The organism is Paenibacillus sp. MAEPY2 (assembly GCF_000499205.1).
Lineage (GTDB): Bacteria > Bacillota > Bacilli > Paenibacillales > Paenibacillaceae > Paenibacillus > Paenibacillus vandeheii.
In genome coordinates this window covers 40,434-61,585 of record NZ_AWUK01000029.1, presented here as the reverse complement: position 1 = coordinate 61,585, position 21,152 = coordinate 40,434, and the positions used below count along the sequence as shown (strand labels likewise).

Here is a 21,152-nt window from a genome sequence, read left to right as displayed (position 1 = left end):
TTGTGTCTCACAACAGACAACTTACAAGATCTCAGAACGCAGCAATTGAACACATAAATCATTGCGCGAGATCCCAAAAAAGTGAAGCTCAATCATCACTCAAAGAAATTTTTTGATATGGTAAATCGATTGATGATCGGAGCAACTGATGTTGACTGAAAGTATGGTTAACTCAGTTAAGGCATTAATCGAAGAAAAGGATTTTTAAGTTTGTTTAGGGATAACAAACCAATCTTAGACTTGATTCAAAGCGAAAATAATACAAGAGCTATATTTGAATTACGCAATAAAAAAAATGAGAACCAAGCAAAGACGTAAGATTAGTCATACAGTTATGCAATGAATAAGAATACAAAAAAGAAAGGATGGGATTCGTTTGTATGCGGTAGAATTATTCTTCAACAAAGAATTCGATGAGTACGTCAGAAAAGTTTGGGTGCACTTTGACAAAGAGGGAATCAGCCATTTTATGAATAGATTTGAAAACTTAAGTCCCCATATAACGCTTGCTGTATATACGGATATCTCCGATCTGGAAGGATTTAAAAAACAACTGAAAATCTATTTTGATAATGTTTCTCCTCTTCGTTTACGATTTGATGTCGTAGCTACCTTTCCAACCTCGGGAACGATATTTTTAGCGCCAACTATAACGGACGAATTTCAACGTGTACATAAGGATTATTATAAGAAGCTAGAAAAATATAATAATCAAGCAATTATATATTATAGCCCAGATCAATGGAATCCACATTGTACCCTGGGAACACAATTAAGTAGAGAAGCGATAGCTAAGGGAATTCATGATGTAGTAAATGAATTTGAACCTATGGATGGGATCATAGAAAGAATGAGTTTAGTGAAGATTGAATTGTCAGAAGAAGGGAACAGGAATATAACCATATTTGAACAATCTTTTGTAACTTAATTCAAGAGGTCAGGCACTGCGTATAACATAAAATTCCCGCTACGGACATTCACCCAGGGGCCGGATCATACGCTGGGTAGAAAACACAAGGGGATTGGACGTCCCAAATATATCAACTTAGTGAAATTACAGTGTGACATTTAATTAAAGCATCTAAAGGAGGCTTGTATGAAGACAATTATCTATATGGTTAGGCATGGAGAATCACCGTACAATGAAGGAAATGAAAGAACAAGAGGGCTTACTCCAAAAGGGAAGATCGATATTGAAAAAGTAACGAAGTTACTTAAAGGTGAAGGAATAGACATGATTATATCAAGTCCTTATACAAGAGCAATTCTTAGCGTTGAGGGATTGGCCGAGCATTTAAAGTTAGATATTAAAGTATTTGAAGATCTTAGAGAACGACATTTTGCATCTTATAATATTGAAAATGCAGAGTTAATGTCTAGTATCGGAGAGAGTTTTAATGATTTTGATTATACCTTGCCGGGTGGAGAGTCCAATGCTGACTGTCAGCAAAGAGCAATCTCAGTTCTAAAACCCATTTTAAAGGAACACAGAGGGAAGAAAATAGCAATCGGGACTCATGGTCTTGTAATGACTTTGATGATGAATTATTTTGATTCAGCTTTTGGCTTGGAGTTTTTGAATCAATTAAAGAAACCAGATATTTATAAAATGCAATTCGAGGGCTTAGAATTAGAAGAAGTAACGAGAATGTGGAATGATTAGATTTCCTAAGGTTATAAAGGAGGAATGTGACATCACTTGATAGCGTATTCACGCTGTATGGGACAAGCTCCTTTGGTCCCCTACAAAGCAATTGGGTGATGTATGAATCAGGCAAACACAGGCAGACACCCTTGTGAGGCTAAGTGGCGATCTGGGTTTATATGGCGTAACCGCCATCACACTGCACAAATTAAATCACTAATAATATCAAAAGGTTGGTAAAGTGGTATTTTGTAAGTTTTTCAAAGAAGACAACAACTACGCCTAAAATCTGCGGCCCTCGGTCAATGAGAAGTCAACCGGCTGTGAAGCAAATTCAGCAAATACATCTGAACCATCTAACCGCATCGTGGTCGGCTCTTAAACGGAGCCTTAATTGGTATGACGTCATGAAAACAGAAAACTGAACGAAATATATGCAATTTTAAGTCTAGTCAAAAACTATATTATAGAGTAAATTGATATCTCATTTTTAGTAAAAGGTGGTGATTGTTGTGTCTCACAACAGACAACTTACAAGATCTCAGAACGCAGCAATTGAATATATAAATCATTGCACGAGATCCCAAAAAAAAGAGGCTCAAGCAACACTCAAAGAAATTTTTCAGTTATCCAATATTCCTTGGAATACCTTTGAAGAAGCAGTTGATAAGCTTAGATCCCATGCAAGGGTGGCTTTGCATTTTCATCCGGATCGTCCGGTTGTAGATATGAAAAGTGTGGCTCAATCATTATTAGAGCAGGGGATCTATAAAAGTCAGTTCGAGACTTTCATATCCAATGGGAGCGTATCGGCATATGTAGGTGGTGCACGGGATCTTTGGGAAGAAAAACTATTTGACGGAGCTTATCAGATAGAGGGAGTAACCAACTTTGAAAGGCCAAAGTATGGGGCTCTTCATTTGTTGTTACATCCGGATGGACCGTCTCCACGATTCGGCTCTTGTTATTTTCTTTTAAAACCGAATGCTTCACATCGTTGTACGTTCACTTACGGTGGCTCTCAAGATGATCCGAAGGAAATGGGGACATATGAGGAATTAGACGATATTTTATCAGCGCTTTTTACGGATGCTTTCTTTCGGGATTATGCTATTGGAGAAAAAGATCTTACTCCTAAAAAATTGATAGATCAGCTATTGTACAATCTGGAACGTCCGTTAGAGGATCCCTCAAAACTGGCCCCACATCGGAATCTTAACCATTTTATCGAAACTCAAGTTCATGGAGATATAGTTCTTGAAGATGATGTGGAAATTTTAGTAGCTGACCCATCGTTCAAAGGAACAGAAATAGGGAATCACTTAGAGCAAATCTGCATCAAATATTCCATTAAACTATTTTGGCATATGGGATTTGCGATGCGTGCGGAGGAAGTGCCCTCTGATTTTAGGGGTCCAACCATGCCCTCATTAGCCAAGCGAATTGCAAGCAATGGTAACATTGATGTAAGTCTGATCGGGAATGCAGTCAACGATTTGAAACGCAATCCTGATCTCTGGTCTGACAGAGGTAACTACGAAGAAGTGCTTCAGGAATTAAAATACATGTGGCATATACTCGTTCGATATGGTAAATCGATGGATTCCATTTTCAGTAATAGCATCAGCGATAATAAAAACCTCTAGAAATTCTTATACCTACAACCTAATTGATTTAATAGTGCATCATAATTACAATATTATTTTTAGCAATGAACATGAAATAGATCATTCTTTTCGAACGAAGTTATTATCTTTTACAAAATTGGTCTAGGTATTTTGCAGTTCGAAGAAGTCGTAGACACTCAAACATAACCCATGCAAAGGAAGATGAGCATATGGATAAAGGGAAAATTATATTTCTGAATGGCGTAACCAGTTCAGGTAAAACTTCAATCGTAGAAGCGATGCAAAATTACTCTGATCCCTTTTTTTATGTTGTGGCCAATGATCTTTTTGAAAATACGATTGGTGATAAACATTTGCAAACAGACTACTGGAAGTATTTAAGTGAAGCCATCATTATGATGTATCATACAGCAAAATTATTTTCGGATCATGGAAAGAATGTTTTAATCGATGGGATACTTGTTGAAAGACCGGAATTAAAGCCGCATTATGGTAAAGTCCAAGATATATTTGCTGGATATCCTTTGGATATCATTGAGGTGTACTGCCCGTTAGATCTTTGTCGTAAGCGAAATATAGAACGTGGTGACAGAAGTGAAGATCAATCCGATGAGCAAAATAAAATAATGTCGCAACACATCCGTTATAGCTATTTAGTCGATACGAGTTTGAATACGCCGGAAGAATGTGCAGAAATGATTATCACATCAGTATTCCATAAATAATTATTGGAAATATTAATTCGAGGAAGCAGAATCAGGCAAACATACTTCAAACTTTCATTGAAGGGAAGGAAGAAGTATGGGGCGACCATTCGTTTTTTTTATTATGAAGACGTACAAAATTTATATCATATGGGGGATTAAAATGAAGATTGTTTTTAGAAATTTCGATGAATCTTATTATGAACAAGTTTGTGATTTTTTGATTGAATTATCAAAAGATGACCGTAGGCATATAAATTGGAACTGGGCAAGGTGGGAGTGGATGTTTCATCATCCTGAATTCAATCGAGACTTAATGGATAAGATTGGCTTGTGGTATTGTAATGACGAGTTAGTAGGTATAGCAACCTATGACCACTATTTTGGTGAAGCATTTTTTGCTACTAAACAAGGGTTTGAAGAATTAGAACAAGATATATTAGAATATACAACTACAACTTTCAGTAATGAAAATGGCCTGGGGATTGCAGTGAATGACAAAGATACTCACACTCTAGATTTATTGCGCAGTAAGAAGTTTGTGGAGAATGATCTGACTGAGAACATACTTGAACTTACACTAGAGAATGTTAGCCTAGATTATGTAATTCCTGAAGACATAATAGTGAAAAATATGGATGTCAAAAATGATTTATTTAAGTATCAGAAGTTACTATGGAAGGGCTTTAACCACGAAGGTCCTGTGCCTGTTGATGAAATCACCCTTGGTAAGAAAAAAAGAATGTTGTCAGCAAGAAATATGAATTCATTCCTACATATTGTTGCCGAAAATGAAGATGGGGAATACGTTGCTTATTGTGGCTTATGGTACAGTCAAAAAACGGATTATGTTTATGTAGAACCTGTATGTACAATTCCAGAGTATCGGCAGAAGGGACTTGGAAAAGCAGTAGTTTTAGAAGCCTTGAAAAGAGGTCGGTCCTTAGGTGCTGAAAAGGCATATGTTATTTCGGATAGTTCTTTTTACAAGTCATTAGGCTTTCAACAGCATTCTCATTATACTTTCTATTGGCATAACATTTGATACTTTCTAAAGCCTTTCGGGTTCGTGAATGTAGGGAATGCTATCTAAAAGGGAATGTAGTGGAAGAAAGGATGAAAGCATGAACATTCAGGACGTCCCAATTGAGATAATAGAAAAAATCGGAAAAGTCCAGAGAATTACTTTTCCCAGGCAAGGTCATACTTCTATTGTAGCTATTCTGGATACGCTCGATAAAAAGTACATAATCAAAAAGACAGAAAACGATCTCTATAATGAATGGTTATTAGAAGAATACAAGGTGCTTCAATATCTTTACCATACGGGACTACCAGTTCCGAGAGCATATTCGTATCATGTTGAGAATAAATCGAGATGGCTTTTAATGGATTATATTGATGGAATAAGTTTAAGGGAATTTCTCTCTAGAGAGCTCGACCTCAAAGATAAAGAAAAAGTTATTTTTAACTTTGGCCTTAGTTTAAAGAAAATACATGAATGTTCTTGCCCTATTGAATTATTGGAAAATGATAATCCTTGGTTAGATACAATGCTTAATAAAGCAGAATATAATCTTAATCACTTTGCTGTAGACGGATCAGAAGAATTACTTAAACGGTTGAAAGAAGTAAGACCCAAACCAATAGATAACACTTTAATTCATGGCGATTTTACAATTGATAATGTATTAATTAAAGAATGCAACATAGTTGGAGTTATTGACTGGTCAGGAGCGACATACGGGGATCCGAGATATGATGTAGCATTGGCCATTAGACCCAAATGTAATACTTTTGATAATGAAAGAGATAAAGAAATATTTTATAACGCATACGGCAAGTTACGAATAACGGATGAAGAATATAACTATTTTGAAGACGGAATATATAGCTTCTTTTAGTATCGCTTCGGAGTGTGCTTCATCAGATAACACTATATTCAGGCAGACACTTCCATACTGACTAACCGCATCGAGGCTAGGCAACCACCCCTTAAGTAGGTGGAGGGTTCATGAATACAGAATCGTTATAAGCTACACATATTAGGAGGTCAACTATGTTAGATCATAAAGAAATCTTACCGATTATTAGAAGGTTTGAAGAGAATGATTTAACTTATTCACTTGGTGGAAGTGGATTGTTATATTATTTTAATTTATCAAATACAGTGAATGATTGGGATTTCATAGTTGATTGTCCAAAAGATATGCTGCTTAAAGTTATAGATGGATATGATTGGATAGAACAGGATAGTGGTGACTACCCCTTTGCAAGTGAATACAGGATACATATTCCTTCATTAAGAATAGATATCATTGGAGGATTTGCTTTTTATGCTGAAGGAGAAGTAGTTTGTTTACCTACATCTCATATTCGAAATAGAGAATGGGATGGAATAAAGCTATCCAATCCTGAAATCTGGTATGTTGCATATTATTTAATGGGAAGAGAAGCGAAATCAAATTTGATCTTAGATCACTTACAAACACATAAAGAAATTGTAGATCAACAAGTAATAAGAGATTTATTAATGAAAAATGGTTTAAATTATGAAATTAAAGAAGAACTTAGTAAATTAATTTAATGATGGTTCCTACATCTAAAGCATAAAACGATAAATCCATGTTATTAAGGCATTTCAAATCAAGTAACTTACGAGACTCATCCGCACTGCCTTAAGCAAGAATTGATAAGAGACTATAAAGCCGAAGGAGATGGTCGCTATACTCCTAGTATATTGGCGGTATTTTCTTTATGTTTTGGATCATAAATTAAACGTTCTCATCGAATGTTGGCATGAAGGATTATATCTTCAAGGGATAATCCATGACATGTCTAAATTTTCTCCTCACGAATTTTTTCCTTATGCACATAAATTCTATTCAAATCATAAGGACGAGAATATCGAGCTGAGGTGGAAGAATGCGTGGCTGCACCATCAAAATCATAATAAACACCACTGGGAATATTGGATAGTAAATAAAAATACTAGAGAAGCCTTACCCATGCCAAAGAAATATTTGATAGAAATGGTATGTGACTGGCGGGCTTTCTCAAGAAAATGGGGGCGTAAAGTTAAAGAAACTAATTTACCAGAAAGAATGATGACATCTGAAAGTATAATATTACATCCAAAGACAAGGAAAGAACTTGAAAATTTCATGAAGAAAAACTAATAAAAATACACATTTTGAAATTTATTTCAATGAAGTCGATCATTATATATAATGATCGGCTTCATGCTGCTAACCGATTAACAGTGTCTCTTGTCCCACCCTTGGATATTGTCAGAGAAGTAAATTCAGGCAGACAATCCAGTTTAACTGTGCAAGTGCAGTTGGGGACTTTGCGGCCTTAAGCCTCTCGGTTTCGTTAATACTCTGAGGGGTATAACAAAGATCTGCGAATAAAAATGAGAACATAGCAAGCGAAAAATCTATACGCTTCGTATTGAGTTCGAATTACTCTAAATAAATGATAACAATTTAAGATATATATACGAGGATTGTTCATTTTTCATAGACATCACCAATAAGCAAAACACACAAAAATATTTGAGAGTAATTCAGGAGGACCGTATTTATATAACATTGTATCTACGCAGCGGGTTCTGCTCTAAGATCACATGAAGATGAGAGTAGAGTAGTTTGAACCAGAACACAACGACGAACATTAGACGAAAGCGCAAAAGGCTAATATATTGCAGTAATTTCAAGGAGGATACAACATGTCAAGATCCGTTTATATTATTTCCGGTACTGCCGGTGTTGGGAAATCTACTACATCAAAGAAACTTGTTGAACATCTGGATCGCAGTTCATATATATCTGGTGATGATATTAGTCATCTACCTGTAAACGGGAGGGGAAAGCCGTGGATCTGTCAAGAAACTCATAAGCTAACGTGGATAAATATTTTAAGTTTAGTGAAGAATCTAATTCAATTTAATTACGATGTTGTTATAGATTATGTGACGTTTCCAATGGAGGCTAACTGGTTAGCTAGTGAGCTGGGGAGTATAAATGTAAGGATTATTTATGTAGTATTTATGGTCGATGATGAAACAATTATTAGAAGAGATCAGTTAAGAGATCCAACGACACAAATGGGAGAACGAAGCGTAATCCTTTTGAATGAATTTAAAGAAGCCCTAAAAGACGAAAGACATATATTAAATACAGAAGAATATTCTGTTGACCAGATAGATGAAGTGATTGAAGAGATATTAAACAACAATAGATTTTTAATAAGCTAATTTGAAGAAGTAGTGACATCGTATAACATATAATTAAGCTGCGGCTCCTGGGAATACCTGATTCAGCAAGATGGGTCTGGAAGAGGCATTTCATGCTAGTCTCACGAGAGTAGCCTACACCTTCGAACTTCATATTTCTATATTCTGGTAATAGTAAATCTCTTCCTCTAAATTTGGTTACAAATAAAAACAGGGAGGTGAGTGAGATGGAACAAAGGAATGCGCCAGAGGTAAGAATTGAACTGTGGGATGAAGGAGATCTAGATTTGCTTCGTCAATTAAATTCGCCTGAGATGACAGTACACTTCGGAGGACCAGAGACTGAGGAGAAAATCCTAGCTCGCCATAAGCGCTATTATGAAATCGCCCAAAGTGGAACAGGGAAAATGTTTAAGATCCTTTTGCTTCCGCATCTTGAAGTCGTGGGTAGTGTAGGGTATTGGGATCAGACGTGGAAAGAAGAATCTATTTTCGAGATAGGTTGGAGTGTTTTATCTGAATATCAAGGTAGAGGAATAGCGACTGAAGCAACAGCAAAGGCCATAGCTTCTATTCGTTCTGAAAAGAAGAAACATAATTTTATTCACGCTTTTCCTAAAACTAAAAATCCCGCTTCGAATGCCATTTGTCGCAAGCTGGGCTTTTCGTATATTGGCGAGTGTAATTTTGAATACCCTATTGGGACTACCATACGATGTAATGACTGGAGATTGGCAGTCGAGGAAAATTAAGATCAAGATCATGGAGGGAATTTTAAATCAGCTGCATGGCTTTCTCCCATATTTCAGGGCAGATGAGAGACCATCTGCTTTTTTTTGCTTGATTTACTTCATATATGTAATAATATGGATTAGTACTGAGTGAGGCTACTTAAACCATTAAGGAGAACTAAAATGTCGCAGTTTCCCGAATTAGAAACAAAAAGACTTGTATTAAGAGAGCTAACACAGAATGATTCCACAGAACTATTTCAATTTTTTTCATTGGATGAAGTTACGAAGTTTTATGATGCGGAGAGTTTTACAACCATTAAACAAGCAGAAGAATTAATTCAAAGATGGATGAAAGATATGAAACAGGTCAAGCCATTCGTTGGGGAATCACTTTGCAGTCGGAAAACAAAGTAATTGGAACATGTGGCTTTCATGGCTGGCTTAAACCGAATTGAAGCATTTGTAGAACCAGAGAATGTGGGATCAAGAAAGGTACTTGAGAAAATCGGCTTTAGAGAAGAAGGGATATTAAAGGAAAATTATTATTGGAAGAATCGATTTGTTGATAAAGCCATTTATGCATTTCTTAAGAAAGACTATAAAGTTCGTTAATTAATAATGAAAGAAGGATACCAGATGATTACAATTCGATTTGTTTCACATGAGGATATCCCACACATTCAATCCATAGCTCAAGAAACATGGAATTATACTTATAAAGGCATATACTCCGAAGGCTACATACAAAATTTTCTAAGTAGAGCATATTCAGATGAGAATTTAAGTCGATCTGTCGAGAGAGATCTTCAAAGTGCCAAACGGCAGTTTTTAATAGCTGAATTTAATGGAAAAATCGTTGGATATGCTCAAACAAGACAAGTGAATGAAGAAGAATACGAATTGCTAAGAATCTATATACGACCTGAAAATCACAAAATGGGAATAGGTAAAGAGTTCATTCAGAGATTCACTCAAGTTTTAAAGCCAATAAATAAAATGTTTGCCTGGGTAGGGAAAGAGAATCATATAGGAAGGGCATTTTATGAGAAAAGTGGATTTAAAGAAATAGAGGAGATGATTGAAATAATAGAAGGTCAGAGTAAAACCCAAGTTAAATATGAATCGGAGATCTCGAAGGTATAGATATGCACTCATATTAAGAAAGGAGAGAGGACAATGAAACGAGTCAACGTAACATACACTCTAATTACAGATGAATCAAAATCGAAAGTCTTAATGGTCAAAAATGTAGGACGTTCAAGCTGGTCTTTACCAGGAGGAGAGTAGAACCAGATGAATCATTAGAGCAAGCTGCTATCCGAGAAGCTAAAGAAGAGACAGGTTTTGATGTTAAGGTCTATGGCATCGTAGCTATAAATGAATGTAAATTTGAACATTTAAATGAACATGCAATTTTTATAGTCTTCAGGGCTGAAATTACTGGAGGTACTGAACAAATTGTAAGACATGATGAAATCTCCGAGATTGCTTGGAAGGATATAGAGGAAGCAGATCAATTAATGCCATATTATAAAGGGGGTATAAGGAACTTAATTAGCGGTAATGAGATCACTTACTTCAATGAAGGAACCAAGTGATATGTGATACATAAAGTGAATTGATGAAAACCATACACACTGTGGCGTTCGCCCCCCCTGGTTTGACAAGTACTTTTCTAAGACTAGAAGAACTAACTGAATACGCCCAGCTCCTTAAGATAAGAGAGCTAAGAGCATCTAAGGGTGAGAGGCGTCATGAGAAGTTCATAAAAAGTTATATGAGACAGGGGGAATAATATCATTAAAATACTGAAAACGCTCATTATCACAGTAGTACTTCTTCTTATAGCTCATTTCTCTTATCAATATCTCAATCTAGAAAATGAACAGCTGAATAAAGAGATTTCTATCGATCACATTAAAAGTACCCAAATGACAAAAGCAGTCTACTCGCACAAAACGCCTAACATTACATTTGTGGATATTAAATTGACAGATGAAAAAATTAACAAAATTGTTGGCTGGATCAATTCTGTGCCTGAATCCTCAATTATCGAACTTCATCAAACGCCTTCAAACATCAGTGCTGGAATAGCATTTCGACTTCATTCAAGAAGAGATATTACAATCCAATATGATCTTGAGCAAATATATATTACACGAACAGATAAAAATAATAAAGAAACAAGCATTCCATTGTACAGGACAACTTAAAATCATTTTTTGATGAACAACTCAAGGGATTTTATTATGGTAAGGATAAATTAAACGATTAGCCCAAGAAAGGACTATCAATATCTATGAATCCACCTAAGCATATTGTTTCAGAGGCAGCGATTGTAATGAATGAGAATAATGAACTAGTGAAATCAAGAGATTAAACAAGCAAAATACAAATTAGCTTCAATAACGGAGGATGCTATGAAATGGAAATCTCATTATCCAAAGCAGGTGTTAACGAAGCTTCAATAATTCATGAAATCCAAATAGAAGCATTCATGCCTCTATTAAATAAATATAAAGACTATGAAACAAGCCCTGCAAATGAAACGGTGGAATAAATAGCAGATCGAATTAATCAAAGCTTTACAGATTATTACTTGATAAGAGAAGCAAATATTCCAGTAGGGGCCATTAGAATTGTTAAAAAAGAGAATAAAATCTATCGAGTGAGCCCCGTGTTTATTTTACCTGAATATCAAGGGAGAGGGATCGCACAAAAAGTATTTTCAATGATAGAAGATAGATATAGTGATGCGAGAATATGGGAGTTAGCTACAATTTCAGAAGAGCAGGGGAATTGTTACCTTTATGAAAAATTAGGATATAGGCAGAAGGGAGATGCAAAACAAATTAACAATAAAATGACAATTGTGCGTTATGAAAAATGCATGATTTTAGGTAATCAAGAACAATAAGATTAAAAAATTTAGATCAATGCACGTGAAGGATGAAAAAATTGTATAACGTAATATTCAAGCTTTGGTCCTGACGGAAGTTTGATCTGAGGGATGGTTATTGGAGAAATCATCTCAATTGAGAACCCTTATAGGGTTCATAGATACAGAAACGTTATTGGATTTAACCAAAATCATAATAAGGGAGTGTGTCCAGTGGAAAATAAAGAGACGTTTAATTGTATTGCTAGTGAATATGAAAAATATAGACCCACCTATCCTGATGAAATGTTTGACGATATTTTTAATTATTCAAATGCAGTAGAAGAAGATAAAATCCTTGAAATAGGTTGCGGAACTGGACAAGCAACAAATGGATTAGTTGATAGAGAATATAAAAATATTACATGTATTGAATTGGGGGATAAATTAGCCCGGCTCACTGCAGAAAAATTCAAATCCTATAAATCTCTTAAAGTGATCAATACATCGTTCGAAGAGTGGGACGGTGAAGGTGGTCCTTTTAAATTAGCAGTTTCGGGTACTGCATTTCATTTTATTGATCCTCAGTTTGGTTATCGCAGGGTGTGGGAGTTACTTGAGGATTCAGGTGCAATTGGTTTCTTCTGGACCATTCATGTGCCAATGTACGATGAGATTCACAATGAAATACGATCTCATTATAAAGAGTTTGCACCACATTTAGACGATTCCAAATTACAAACGCCTGAAGAAACCATAAATGAAAGAAAAGCGATCACTGAGGAAACAGGTAATTTTACAAGTATAGAAGTCAAAGAATATATCCAAATTCTTCCATACACAAGCAGCGATTATATTTCGTTGCTTAATACCAATTCAAAGCATAGACAACTGTCGGAACCGGACAGAAACAATTTGTTAAATAGAATCAAAAATTCTATTGATAGATCAGGTGGATATATTTTTAAAGACCATAGAGTTGCTTTGTTTTTAGGAAAGAAGTTGAAGTGAACTGAATTATTCATTTCGAATATAACAACGATATGAACATTGTAGAAAATTCAAACCTTATAAAGGACTGGTTGGATGTTCTATGTTAACTCAAGAGCGATCATTGAAAGATCTGGTAACGAAGCAACGGAGATTATCATTCAAAGAAGAACAAAGTCGGACTCTGCTTTTCAGTTTGAACTTCCTGGAGGTAGAATTGAATTGTTTGAATCGTTAGTCCAAGCTCTGGTAAGAGAGGTTAAAGAAGAGACTGGATTAACTATCTACGAAATAGAAGGAATGGAAACAAGAATTGATACGACTGGAATTAATCCTGAATTTGAAGTGGAGTGTATTAGACCATTCGCAGCTTATCAAACCACTAAGGGACCAATTGATTCCGTTGGATATTATTTTAGATGTAAGGCAAGTGGAGAATTGTTAGAAGCTGGTGATGAAACAGTAGATATTCAATGGATTGATATTAAGGAACTAAATAAATTATTTATTGAGAACCCATTAGATTTTTCCGATGTTGATCGTGCTGGAATTAAGTATTACTTGAATCATCAAGGATTTTGAGAGGGGCTGGAGGGTGTGAATTCTTTGAAGAGAGCTGTTTATTTCCTTTCTTTGATCATTGGAATCGTTTTTGTTGCCCTGGGAGTAATACCAGCTATTTTTGCCTATCCCTACAGTGATGGACCAAATTCTGGGCCAGTAGGTTTTTGGGAACTGATTCTGATTACTAGTTATGAACAATGGACAGTGTTTCTGATTGTTGGCATGATATTAAGTCTGTTTCTTATATTAAAACGGCAGAGAGTAATCTGATATATGAAGGAGCGATTTTATCAATGTACAAACTTAAAACAAAAGAAACAGACAACAGCGTCATTGAATTTATTGAAAGTGTTGAGAATACCAAAAAACGTGAAGACGCGTATCAACTATTAGATATTTTTACTGAAACAACAGGGTATAAAGCAAAGATGTGGGGACCGAGTATTATTGGATTCGGCGCTTATCATTATAAATATGAATCTGGTCATGAAGGAGATGCACCGCTGGTGGGTTTTTCTCCCCGAAAAGCAAAAATCAGTTTGTATTTTGCGACAGGTGATGCAGAGCGAGAGAATCTATTAAAGGACTTTGGAAAACATACGACAGGAAAAGCATGTGTATACATCAATAAAGTTGCAGATATCCATGTAGATGTATTACAGGGGTTGATCAACCAATCCATCAGGTTTTTGAAAGAAACCTATCCGGATCACTAATTGCCGTTGACAGATATTATTGGAGGTCATGTGATGACAGAAGAGAAAATGTATATTCGCTGGGCGAACGCAAATGATGCAGAGGACCTTCTAAAGCTCAATGATGCTTTTAATGGAGTGGGTACATCCGTAGATGAAGTAAAAGAGAGCCTTGCTTTATCTGATGAGCTGATTGCTCTAGCTGTTATTGACGATCAGGCAGTTGGATTTGCTTGTGCTCAATATTTTAAATCTTTTTGTTATCGTGGTCTCCTAGGAGAAATCACAGAAATGTATATTACCGAAGTTGCCCGGAGAAGAGGGCTGGCTACTTTGTTGATTGCTTTTATAGAGGATGAACTCAGAGCACGAGGTGTGACCAGTGTGAAGATTCTGACAGGTGAAAGAAATGAGATGGCTATAAAGACATACGAAAAATCAAACTATGAGAGAACGGAAGAAGTATTACTTCAAAAGAAGTTATAAACCACAAAGATATTGGATGACTCCAGAGGGGAATTAAATGTGGATTACGGCTATGAACTAAAACTAAAGAAGGGGGATTTTGAATGAAATTTATCGTATCTGCAAGTGTAATTGTCCTTAATGAGAACAATGAAATCTTACTTATGAAGGGACGGAGAGGCTGGGAAATGCCTCAAGGCTGTGTAGAAGAAGGCGAGACCATCTCACGAGCAGCCGTTCGAGAGGTGAAGGAAGAGACTGGTATCGATATTGAACTTATTAAGTTTTGTGGTCTATATCAGAACACTACCCGGGGAGTATGTAACAATATATTCACTGGAAAACCGATTGGAGGAACTCTAACTACAAGTAGTGAAAGTGATGAGGTTGGATTCTTTACATTGGAACAAGCCAATGAAATGATAACATGGGGGAATTTTAAGGAGAGAATTCACAAAGCATTGGATGAAAGCACTCATCCCATTTTAGTTGAGTTTTCTGAATAACATAGGGGTGAAGGTATCTTGGAAAATAACATCGTTGTTGTGGTTAAAGGAGTCATTGAAAATAAAAGCAGGGTACTAATATTAAAACGTTCAGCTGTAGATGAAGTTGATGCGGAAAGCTGGGAAACCGTTGGTGGAAAGTGAGTATATGTGGGCGACCCAATCTGAGTTATTTGATCATCTACCACTGACTATTATAAATGATTTTGAGAAATATAACGTAATAGAGACGATAGAAATGATAGATTGATTATATGGACTCATGTAAGTCGTTAAACTACTTCAACGAAATAAGATTTGGAAGCCGAAAGGAATATTTAAATGAATCTAATTTCTATAGAGCCAGTCGATAAAACGAATTGGGAAGAAGCGATCGCAATATCATTACTTGAGACGCAAGTAAATCTTGTTCCAACGGTCATTGAATCTTTAGCATATGCCTACGTGAAGCCCTGGGATGCAGCTTTTGATCCATATCTTTTGCGTGAAAGTGACAAAGCGTTTGGTTTCTTCTATTTATCTTATACACCGCTAAGTACTGATAATTATTGGATTGGAGGATTTCAAATCGATAAGGACTATCAAGGGATAGGCTTAGGAAGTAAATCCCTTTATACGATATTGGAATGTATTCAGGAAAAGCATCCACAATGCCGAATCATCTCGTTAACCGTAGAAAAAAGTAATACTCGCGCAAGAGTGTTATATGAGAAGATAGGATTTAAAAATCAGGAATTGGAGAATCAGGATGGTGAAATGGTATATAAGATAAAATTGAAATAGAAGAGTAGTCATTTTGAAGGTATAATGATCTATTTTAATCAAATAAGGTGGGATAGCATGGTGTATGACGATATCAATAAAACGATGACTACAGAAAGGTTACTATTAAGATCATTTACGAAAGCAGATGCTGAAACCGTTACCAGACTATGTAATGACTACAACATATATAAGAGTACACTCACATTACCCTACCCATATACATTAGATTGTGCTTTGTCATGGATAGAACACCATAGCGAAAATTTTAATGCGGATAAGTTATACGAATTTGCTATTTGTGATAGGGAAACAGGCGCTTTATACGGGGCAATCGCATTATCTAATCACCAACGTTACGATAATGGTGAGTTATCCTATTGGGTCGGTCAACCCTTTTGGGGAAATGGATATGCAACAGAAGCTGCCAAGGCGATCTTGGACTTCGCTTTTGATATGAAAAAATATCATAAGGTATATGCGCGACACTTTGCTTCTAATCCGGCATCCGGACAAGTAATACAGAAAATTGGCATGAAGAAAGAAGGGGTACTGATGGATCATGTCAAGAAAGAAGACCGGTATGAGGATCTGATTTACTACGGAATAGTGAGAAATAAAATGAAAGAATAAATTCCAAATCCAACGCGGAGGAATACATATTTGAATATTAAGCCGGACAAAAAAGTTTTACGGTCTTGGGTCGATTGCTATGTACCGGAAAAAGATTTATTTTTCCTATCGAAAGAGCATCTTGATTATGAATTTGACTTTACTGATGTACTATTAATGCCAAAAGATGAGTTCTATAACCACAGCACATATAGGCAAGTGAATTATGTAAATGGTTATGAGTACTGGAATATAAAGAACGTTGATTATGTAATTATTGCTGAAAAAGAATGGATAGAAACCATCCCTGAAGATAAGAAACGATCTCTATTAAATGCACAAGTGCAAAGTAAAAGGGGACTTGTTTTACCCGTTGCATTTATACATGATCTGGCGGAAATACCTGCAAGCTATTTAATTGATGGACATGTGATCCTCCAACGCTTCCTGTGGGAAAATCTGGACATATCATGTAAAGAACAGATACTTACGACAATGGTTTACGAATGGTGGGATAAAGGGGAATGTGTGAAGCCACCTGAGTGGCTACCTGATTTTCTAAATCCATATGCCAATTCATTTGCTAGTTCCCAAGGTGCAAATTGCCTCGCAGCAGTTTTGTTTGCAATCTCCAAAGGAAAACAGGAATGGTTTATCTATGAATGGGTACATCAAAAAACGTTTCTTGAGAAATTAGAACAGTATCATTACGAGGAGCTAATAACAGAGGATCTGGTTCAAGGGGACGTTGTCATATGGACAGATAAGAATGGGATCATTCAACATGCAGCGTACCATCTGGGAGAACAACTATATTTCAATAAAGATGGGCAAACGATGTTTAATCCATGGAAGATACTCTCTAAAGAGCAGCTGTATAAGGAGTGGGAGCATCTAACCATTGTAAAGTATCGGCAATGCAAAGAAGTTTTTTGATGGAAATTAAAATAGAGTTCCCATAATTTTATTTGGAGGTAAAGATATGAATCCACTGATTCCATCCTTAGATTTAATTAAAGAAATTGAAATCTCTGAAATCGATTATATGACAGATCGCATGCTTGCTATACAAGGTCGGGAAAACAATCCGGAAGGAATTGAGATTCAGCAATTTGGAAATGCCATCTGTTTCTATAGTAAGACCATGCCTTGGCCCACTTTTAATACGGTGAAGGGCTTAACAAATAATGATATGGAACACATGGATGCTATCATTGATTTTTATAGACAGCGAGATCGAAAGGTTCAGGTCGAAGTTATTCCATCTGTGGTGGATCAGAGATTCTTGAAACGCTTAACCGACTTTGGTATGTATGCATCGGGATTTCATTCATCCCTGATCATCAAACCTGAAGACAATAGGAATCAATCAGATCATATCCGAATTCAAGAACTTGAAGAGGATCAATTCGAGCTATATGCGACCATCCATTGCAGGGGGACCGGTATGTCGGATGACGGTATACCTTATGTCGCGCAGAATAATAAGGTTCTTTATCATCGTCCAGGATGGAAGTTTTACATCGCATATGTCAATGAGATCCCCGTAGCGGTAAGCGTTCTGTTTATTAAAAATCAAAAGGCGTCCTTAACCTTTGCAGCAACATTACCTGAGTTTAGAAATCAGGGTGTACATCAGCAGCTTTTGAATAGAAGAATAACGGAAGCCATGAATAAGGAATGTAACCTAGTGGTGGGGCAATGTTCTTTTTTATCACAAAGCCATCGAAATATGGAGCATGTTGGAATGAAGTTGGGATACATCCGAACCGCGTGGTCTGAAAGATAAGAACCAGTTGACGAGGCTTGGCATTAAAAATGGATTATAATCATAAACGGAAATAGGAGGCAGCTCATGAACAATACAAATAAAATCCTGGGTGCGGTTCTTATGGTTAGCAGCGTTTTTATTTCTACCCTAGATAGAATTTCGGATAGAATATCCATTGCAATAGTAGAAGCTGGTTATGCTTCAGGTGGGAAAGCGCGTGAGTTAATACCAGCAAGTGATAATGGTTTTACGGGTATACTCGTATATTTCTTATTTTTCGTCGGATTTGTACTATTGGTTTCCGGATTTCCGGGGAGTTCCAGAAAGGATAAAACCAATAGATATACCCAAAACCGAACATAGGAGGAGTTTATTTTGCGGGAACACGAGGAGATTCTTAACGGAGGCAATGTGAACAAGGTTGTAAAGGTTGGGAGCACCGTTCGGCGTGAAGCAATACCGAATCTGTATGTATATGAATTGCTTTTGTACCTTGAAAAGGTGGGCTATGCGCATTCCCCTAGATATTTGGGAGCAGATGAGCAGGGTAGAGAGATTCTTTCTTACCTGGATGGTGAAGTGCCGGGAAATGATTATCCTGAGATGGAAAGTTATATGTGGTCGGATGAGACCCTAAAAGAAGTAGCGAGACTTTTAAAAGGCTATCATGATGCTACAGTGGGATTTATTACAAGTACCGAGTCTTCCAATAACTTTCCAAAAACATCTTCACTTGAAGAAGTGGTCTGCCATAACGATTTTGCTTTGTATAACGTTGTGTTTAAAGATCGACTTCCTGTAGGAATCATTGATTTTGACATGGCAGGGCCTGGTCCGCGTATATGGGATATCGTTTACAGCTTGTATACCTCTGTTCCGCTAGCAGGCTTTTCACCGGGTAAAGATGAAAGGGAAGTCGTTCCATATCACAAACACGATCATGCATCTGAACGGAAAAGACGTATAGCGTTATTTTTTAATGCTTATGGTATGGACGTGCCGACAGATCTGAAGGAATGGGTGGTTTCTCGAATTCATTTCATGTGTACTACATTATCTGATCGGGCTGCGTCTGGGGAGACTGCTTTTATCAAAATGATCGAAGAGGGTCATTTGGCTCATTATGAGAAGGAAGCAAAGTTTCTTGAGAAGCATTTCGATGACTGGAGTTAATCGACTAAAAAATGAAACGGAATGAGTGATTTTATTGTGATCAGATTAATACCTACAACAAGAGAGAACTGGAAAGATGCATTAAACTTACAAGTTCAAGCCAATCAAAGTCATTATGTTCCATCAGTAGCCGTGTCTCTAGCAAAAGTGCACATTCGTCCAGATGGGGATGAGTACAAGTATCTGCCATTTTGTATATATAATACGGAGGATAACTTAGTGGGTTTTGTCATGATTACAGTAGATGAAACAACAGCTTGGTCCTATTGGTTAAATGGTTTTATGATCGATGTAAGTTATCAAGGTAAGGGATATGGAAAAGCAACGATAGATTCGGTAATTAGATATATCAGAGAGAACTATGTCCATAGCAAATGTTTGAATTTAACGGTATGTTCAGATAATGAAGTTGCAAGAAAGCTTTACGAAAAAATGGGATTTGCTGAGACCGGAGATGTATATGATGATGAAATTGTATATAGGTTCCTATTTTAATTTATCGAGAGAGGTCCCAATCTCAGCCCCGCCTGAGTAAAACCGTATGGAAAACATCTCGACTTGATGATAGGTTTTCTTGCTACAAGGATTGGGGATTCCACACTGGAAAAAGGTTTCAACCAACGATATCCAACACTTGATAACCGATGTTCCATATTTAACTTAAAGGCAGCAACAATATGATGCATCAAGTTTTCAAGTGTGGCATCGTGTTAGGTCTTTTACCCTTGAAGCCCTTCCTTTCATTTGCATTTAAGCAGATGAAAGCACTTGTAACTGACTTCTATTTCTGCTTAACCAGAACAACACCAATAATGATGACCGCAAGACCAACCCACGTTTTCCATGAAGGGATTTCCTTCATAAACCAGTACCCCATCCATATGGAGATGAGCACTTCCATGCATTTGGCAATAATCAGGACATAGCCCAGTTGGCTGGCGGCTTTCATACCAAACTTGACGCCATATCCGACACTCAGATTAGCTGCGAAGAATAAAGGCAGCATCCAAAGATGGAATTTAAACGTAGACCAGAATTGAGGGTCGATATGCTTGCTCTGATATGAAAAAATAATATTGATACAGGCTAAGCCTGTAAACATGAGCACCAAGCTGATAAGGTACAGCATCACATCACTCCCTGGGATAAGTGGTATAATTAATGTTTCCTCGAACCAAAAATTTTATCCCGACGCATGAAATGTTGTTATTAATATTGATGAGAAAGCTAAAATGAAAGGAACAAGATTCATGATAATTTTTAAAGCAACGAAAGACACATTAAAGGATTTGAATGTGAAACCTGAAATAATCGAGCAGCCTGCAGATGCTTTCTTTAGTTGGCATGTCAATTTCTTTAAGCTATATGGCAAAAAACATTATGTGTTTATGAATGATTTTTCTAGATTGAGTTTAACGGTAACCGGAATTCGAACGAATCAAGCCAATAAACTAAAAGAGGTTTTTGTAAATCATTTGCAAGATTATTTTGCCGTTGAACAAATTCCTGAAGCGTTAGCTAATTCATATATAAAAGAATGTAGTGAAGAGGTAATTACAAAAACGGATAGCAGGAATGTTATAGGCACGATGAATGAAATGATGCTGATTTTGAATACGATTCAGCATGAAAACGATGATTTGAGAGACGAGGCCATACGACACCAATGGACTAATAGAATAATCTACAAACCAATTGATTATAAGGATCCCATCGAGGTATTTGTTAAGGAACTGGAAAACAGATTCAAAAATGAAAATTAACAGCACCCCTCATTGGGGCGGCGCG

At 36.5% G+C, this 21,152-nt stretch carries 33 protein-coding genes; 32 read left to right on the top strand and 1 reads right to left on the bottom strand.

What is annotated here, in order from left to right:
- The first annotated feature begins 376 nt into the window (after nucleotides 1-376).
- The 31 genes from P364_RS0121400 to P364_RS0121265 all read left to right on the top strand — a co-directional run bounded on the left by P364_RS0121400 (nucleotide 377) and on the right by P364_RS0121265 (nucleotide 19,859).
- Nucleotides 377-928, top strand: a complete 552-nt coding sequence (locus P364_RS0121400) for a 2'-5' RNA ligase family protein (protein ID WP_024632118.1) — start codon at nucleotides 377-379, stop codon at nucleotides 926-928.
- 168 nt (nucleotides 929-1,096) lie between these two features.
- Nucleotides 1,097-1,663: a histidine phosphatase family protein gene (locus P364_RS0121395; protein WP_024632117.1), complete on the top strand. Its 567-nt coding sequence runs from the start codon at nucleotides 1,097-1,099 to the stop codon at nucleotides 1,661-1,663.
- A gap of 494 nt (nucleotides 1,664-2,157) precedes the next feature.
- Nucleotides 2,158-3,291: a DUF3626 domain-containing protein gene (locus tag P364_RS0121390; RefSeq protein ID WP_024632116.1), complete on the top strand. Its 1,134-nt coding sequence runs from the start codon at nucleotides 2,158-2,160 to the stop codon at nucleotides 3,289-3,291.
- 191 nt (nucleotides 3,292-3,482) lie between these two features.
- Nucleotides 3,483-3,998, top strand: a complete 516-nt coding sequence (locus tag P364_RS0121385; protein ID WP_024632115.1) for a phosphotransferase-like protein — start codon at nucleotides 3,483-3,485, stop codon at nucleotides 3,996-3,998.
- A 142-nt stretch (nucleotides 3,999-4,140) separates the two neighbouring features.
- Nucleotides 4,141-5,022: a GNAT family N-acetyltransferase gene (locus P364_RS0121380; protein WP_024632114.1), complete on the top strand. Its 882-nt coding sequence runs from the start codon at nucleotides 4,141-4,143 to the stop codon at nucleotides 5,020-5,022.
- Between the two features lie 79 nt (nucleotides 5,023-5,101).
- On the top strand, nucleotides 5,102-5,881 hold the full coding sequence (locus tag P364_RS0121375; RefSeq protein ID WP_024632113.1) for an aminoglycoside phosphotransferase APH(3'): 780 nt from the start codon (nucleotides 5,102-5,104) through the stop codon (nucleotides 5,879-5,881).
- A 155-nt stretch (nucleotides 5,882-6,036) separates the two neighbouring features.
- Nucleotides 6,037-6,564, top strand: a complete 528-nt coding sequence (locus tag P364_RS0121370) for a hypothetical protein (RefSeq protein ID WP_024632112.1) — start codon at nucleotides 6,037-6,039, stop codon at nucleotides 6,562-6,564.
- Between the two features lie 130 nt (nucleotides 6,565-6,694).
- A complete protein-coding gene (locus P364_RS0121365) occupies nucleotides 6,695-7,156 on the top strand; it encodes a DUF5662 family protein (protein ID WP_081718070.1) in 462 nt (153 codons plus the stop codon).
- 551 nt (nucleotides 7,157-7,707) lie between these two features.
- Complete coding sequence (locus P364_RS0121360) at nucleotides 7,708-8,235, top strand: AAA family ATPase (protein ID WP_024632110.1); 528 nt, start codon at nucleotides 7,708-7,710, stop codon at nucleotides 8,233-8,235.
- A 206-nt stretch (nucleotides 8,236-8,441) separates the two neighbouring features.
- Entirely contained in the window at nucleotides 8,442-8,966 is a 525-nt protein-coding gene (locus tag P364_RS0121355) for a GNAT family N-acetyltransferase (RefSeq protein ID WP_024632109.1), read from the top strand.
- Between the two features lie 162 nt (nucleotides 8,967-9,128).
- Nucleotides 9,129-9,362: a hypothetical protein gene (locus P364_RS38775; protein ID WP_024632108.1), complete on the top strand. Its 234-nt coding sequence runs from the start codon at nucleotides 9,129-9,131 to the stop codon at nucleotides 9,360-9,362.
- 18 nt (nucleotides 9,363-9,380) lie between these two features.
- Nucleotides 9,381-9,560 (top strand): GNAT family N-acetyltransferase, encoded by a 180-nt coding sequence (locus P364_RS38770; protein WP_442952295.1) that lies wholly within the window; start codon nucleotides 9,381-9,383, stop codon nucleotides 9,558-9,560.
- 24 nt (nucleotides 9,561-9,584) lie between these two features.
- Nucleotides 9,585-10,091 (top strand): GNAT family N-acetyltransferase, encoded by a 507-nt coding sequence (locus P364_RS0121345; protein ID WP_024632106.1) that lies wholly within the window; start codon nucleotides 9,585-9,587, stop codon nucleotides 10,089-10,091.
- A 74-nt stretch (nucleotides 10,092-10,165) separates the two neighbouring features.
- Entirely contained in the window at nucleotides 10,166-10,546 is a 381-nt protein-coding gene (locus P364_RS36985) for an NUDIX hydrolase (RefSeq protein WP_328285969.1), read from the top strand.
- Between the two features lie 333 nt (nucleotides 10,547-10,879).
- Nucleotides 10,880-11,161, top strand: coding sequence for a hypothetical protein (locus P364_RS35535; protein ID WP_052016706.1), 282 nt, complete (start codon nucleotides 10,880-10,882; stop codon nucleotides 11,159-11,161).
- Nucleotides 11,162-11,373: 212 nt separating this feature from the next.
- On the top strand, nucleotides 11,374-11,508 hold the full coding sequence (locus P364_RS38625) for a hypothetical protein (RefSeq protein ID WP_328285967.1): 135 nt from the start codon (nucleotides 11,374-11,376) through the stop codon (nucleotides 11,506-11,508).
- The gene (locus P364_RS35530) at nucleotides 11,509-11,865 is read left to right on the top strand and encodes a GNAT family N-acetyltransferase (protein WP_328285968.1); all 357 of its coding nucleotides are present in this window, start codon (nucleotides 11,509-11,511) and stop codon (nucleotides 11,863-11,865) included.
- 195 nt (nucleotides 11,866-12,060) lie between these two features.
- Entirely contained in the window at nucleotides 12,061-12,837 is a 777-nt protein-coding gene (locus P364_RS0121330; RefSeq protein ID WP_024632105.1) for a class I SAM-dependent methyltransferase, read from the top strand.
- 75 nt (nucleotides 12,838-12,912) lie between these two features.
- Nucleotides 12,913-13,398: an NUDIX hydrolase gene (locus P364_RS0121325; RefSeq protein ID WP_024632104.1), complete on the top strand. Its 486-nt coding sequence runs from the start codon at nucleotides 12,913-12,915 to the stop codon at nucleotides 13,396-13,398.
- 15 nt (nucleotides 13,399-13,413) lie between these two features.
- Entirely contained in the window at nucleotides 13,414-13,650 is a 237-nt protein-coding gene (locus P364_RS0121320; RefSeq protein ID WP_152532733.1) for a hypothetical protein, read from the top strand.
- A 23-nt stretch (nucleotides 13,651-13,673) separates the two neighbouring features.
- Nucleotides 13,674-14,096, top strand: coding sequence for a DUF1801 domain-containing protein (locus tag P364_RS0121315; RefSeq protein ID WP_024632102.1), 423 nt, complete (start codon nucleotides 13,674-13,676; stop codon nucleotides 14,094-14,096).
- 33 nt (nucleotides 14,097-14,129) lie between these two features.
- Nucleotides 14,130-14,561 (top strand): GNAT family N-acetyltransferase, encoded by a 432-nt coding sequence (locus P364_RS0121310; protein ID WP_024632101.1) that lies wholly within the window; start codon nucleotides 14,130-14,132, stop codon nucleotides 14,559-14,561.
- Between the two features lie 83 nt (nucleotides 14,562-14,644).
- Complete coding sequence (locus P364_RS0121305; protein ID WP_024632100.1) at nucleotides 14,645-15,046, top strand: NUDIX hydrolase; 402 nt, start codon at nucleotides 14,645-14,647, stop codon at nucleotides 15,044-15,046.
- Nucleotides 15,047-15,064: 18 nt separating this feature from the next.
- Nucleotides 15,065-15,190 carry a hypothetical protein gene (locus tag P364_RS38505; RefSeq protein WP_268870904.1) on the top strand — a complete coding sequence of 42 codons (126 nt, stop codon included), beginning with the start codon at nucleotides 15,065-15,067 and terminating at the stop codon, nucleotides 15,188-15,190.
- Between the two features lie 177 nt (nucleotides 15,191-15,367).
- Nucleotides 15,368-15,829 (top strand): GNAT family N-acetyltransferase, encoded by a 462-nt coding sequence (locus tag P364_RS0121295; protein ID WP_024632099.1) that lies wholly within the window; start codon nucleotides 15,368-15,370, stop codon nucleotides 15,827-15,829.
- Between the two features lie 57 nt (nucleotides 15,830-15,886).
- Nucleotides 15,887-16,441, top strand: coding sequence for a GNAT family N-acetyltransferase (locus P364_RS0121290; protein WP_024632098.1), 555 nt, complete (start codon nucleotides 15,887-15,889; stop codon nucleotides 16,439-16,441).
- Nucleotides 16,442-16,471: 30 nt separating this feature from the next.
- A complete protein-coding gene (locus P364_RS0121285; RefSeq protein ID WP_024632097.1) occupies nucleotides 16,472-17,356 on the top strand; it encodes a hypothetical protein in 885 nt (294 codons plus the stop codon).
- 46 nt (nucleotides 17,357-17,402) lie between these two features.
- Nucleotides 17,403-18,209 carry an N-acetyltransferase gene (locus tag P364_RS0121280; protein ID WP_024632096.1) on the top strand — a complete coding sequence of 269 codons (807 nt, stop codon included), beginning with the start codon at nucleotides 17,403-17,405 and terminating at the stop codon, nucleotides 18,207-18,209.
- A 66-nt stretch (nucleotides 18,210-18,275) separates the two neighbouring features.
- Nucleotides 18,276-18,554, top strand: a complete 279-nt coding sequence (locus P364_RS0121275) for a hypothetical protein (RefSeq protein ID WP_024632095.1) — start codon at nucleotides 18,276-18,278, stop codon at nucleotides 18,552-18,554.
- A 12-nt stretch (nucleotides 18,555-18,566) separates the two neighbouring features.
- On the top strand, nucleotides 18,567-19,364 hold the full coding sequence (locus P364_RS0121270) for a phosphotransferase (RefSeq protein ID WP_024632094.1): 798 nt from the start codon (nucleotides 18,567-18,569) through the stop codon (nucleotides 19,362-19,364).
- 21 nt (nucleotides 19,365-19,385) lie between these two features.
- A complete protein-coding gene (locus P364_RS0121265; RefSeq protein WP_442952296.1) occupies nucleotides 19,386-19,859 on the top strand; it encodes a GNAT family N-acetyltransferase in 474 nt (157 codons plus the stop codon).
- A gap of 286 nt (nucleotides 19,860-20,145) precedes the next feature.
- Here the strand turns inward: P364_RS0121265 and P364_RS0121260 are convergent, their stop codons facing one another.
- Nucleotides 20,146-20,493: a hypothetical protein gene (locus tag P364_RS0121260; RefSeq protein WP_024632092.1), complete on the bottom strand. Its 348-nt coding sequence runs from the start codon at nucleotides 20,491-20,493 to the stop codon at nucleotides 20,146-20,148.
- Nucleotides 20,494-20,596: 103 nt separating this feature from the next.
- Here P364_RS0121260 and P364_RS0121255 point away from each other — a divergent pair, with 103 nt between their 5' ends.
- Complete coding sequence (locus tag P364_RS0121255) at nucleotides 20,597-21,127, top strand: DUF6933 domain-containing protein (protein ID WP_052016704.1); 531 nt, start codon at nucleotides 20,597-20,599, stop codon at nucleotides 21,125-21,127.
- Nucleotides 21,128-21,152: the final 25 nt, after the last annotated feature.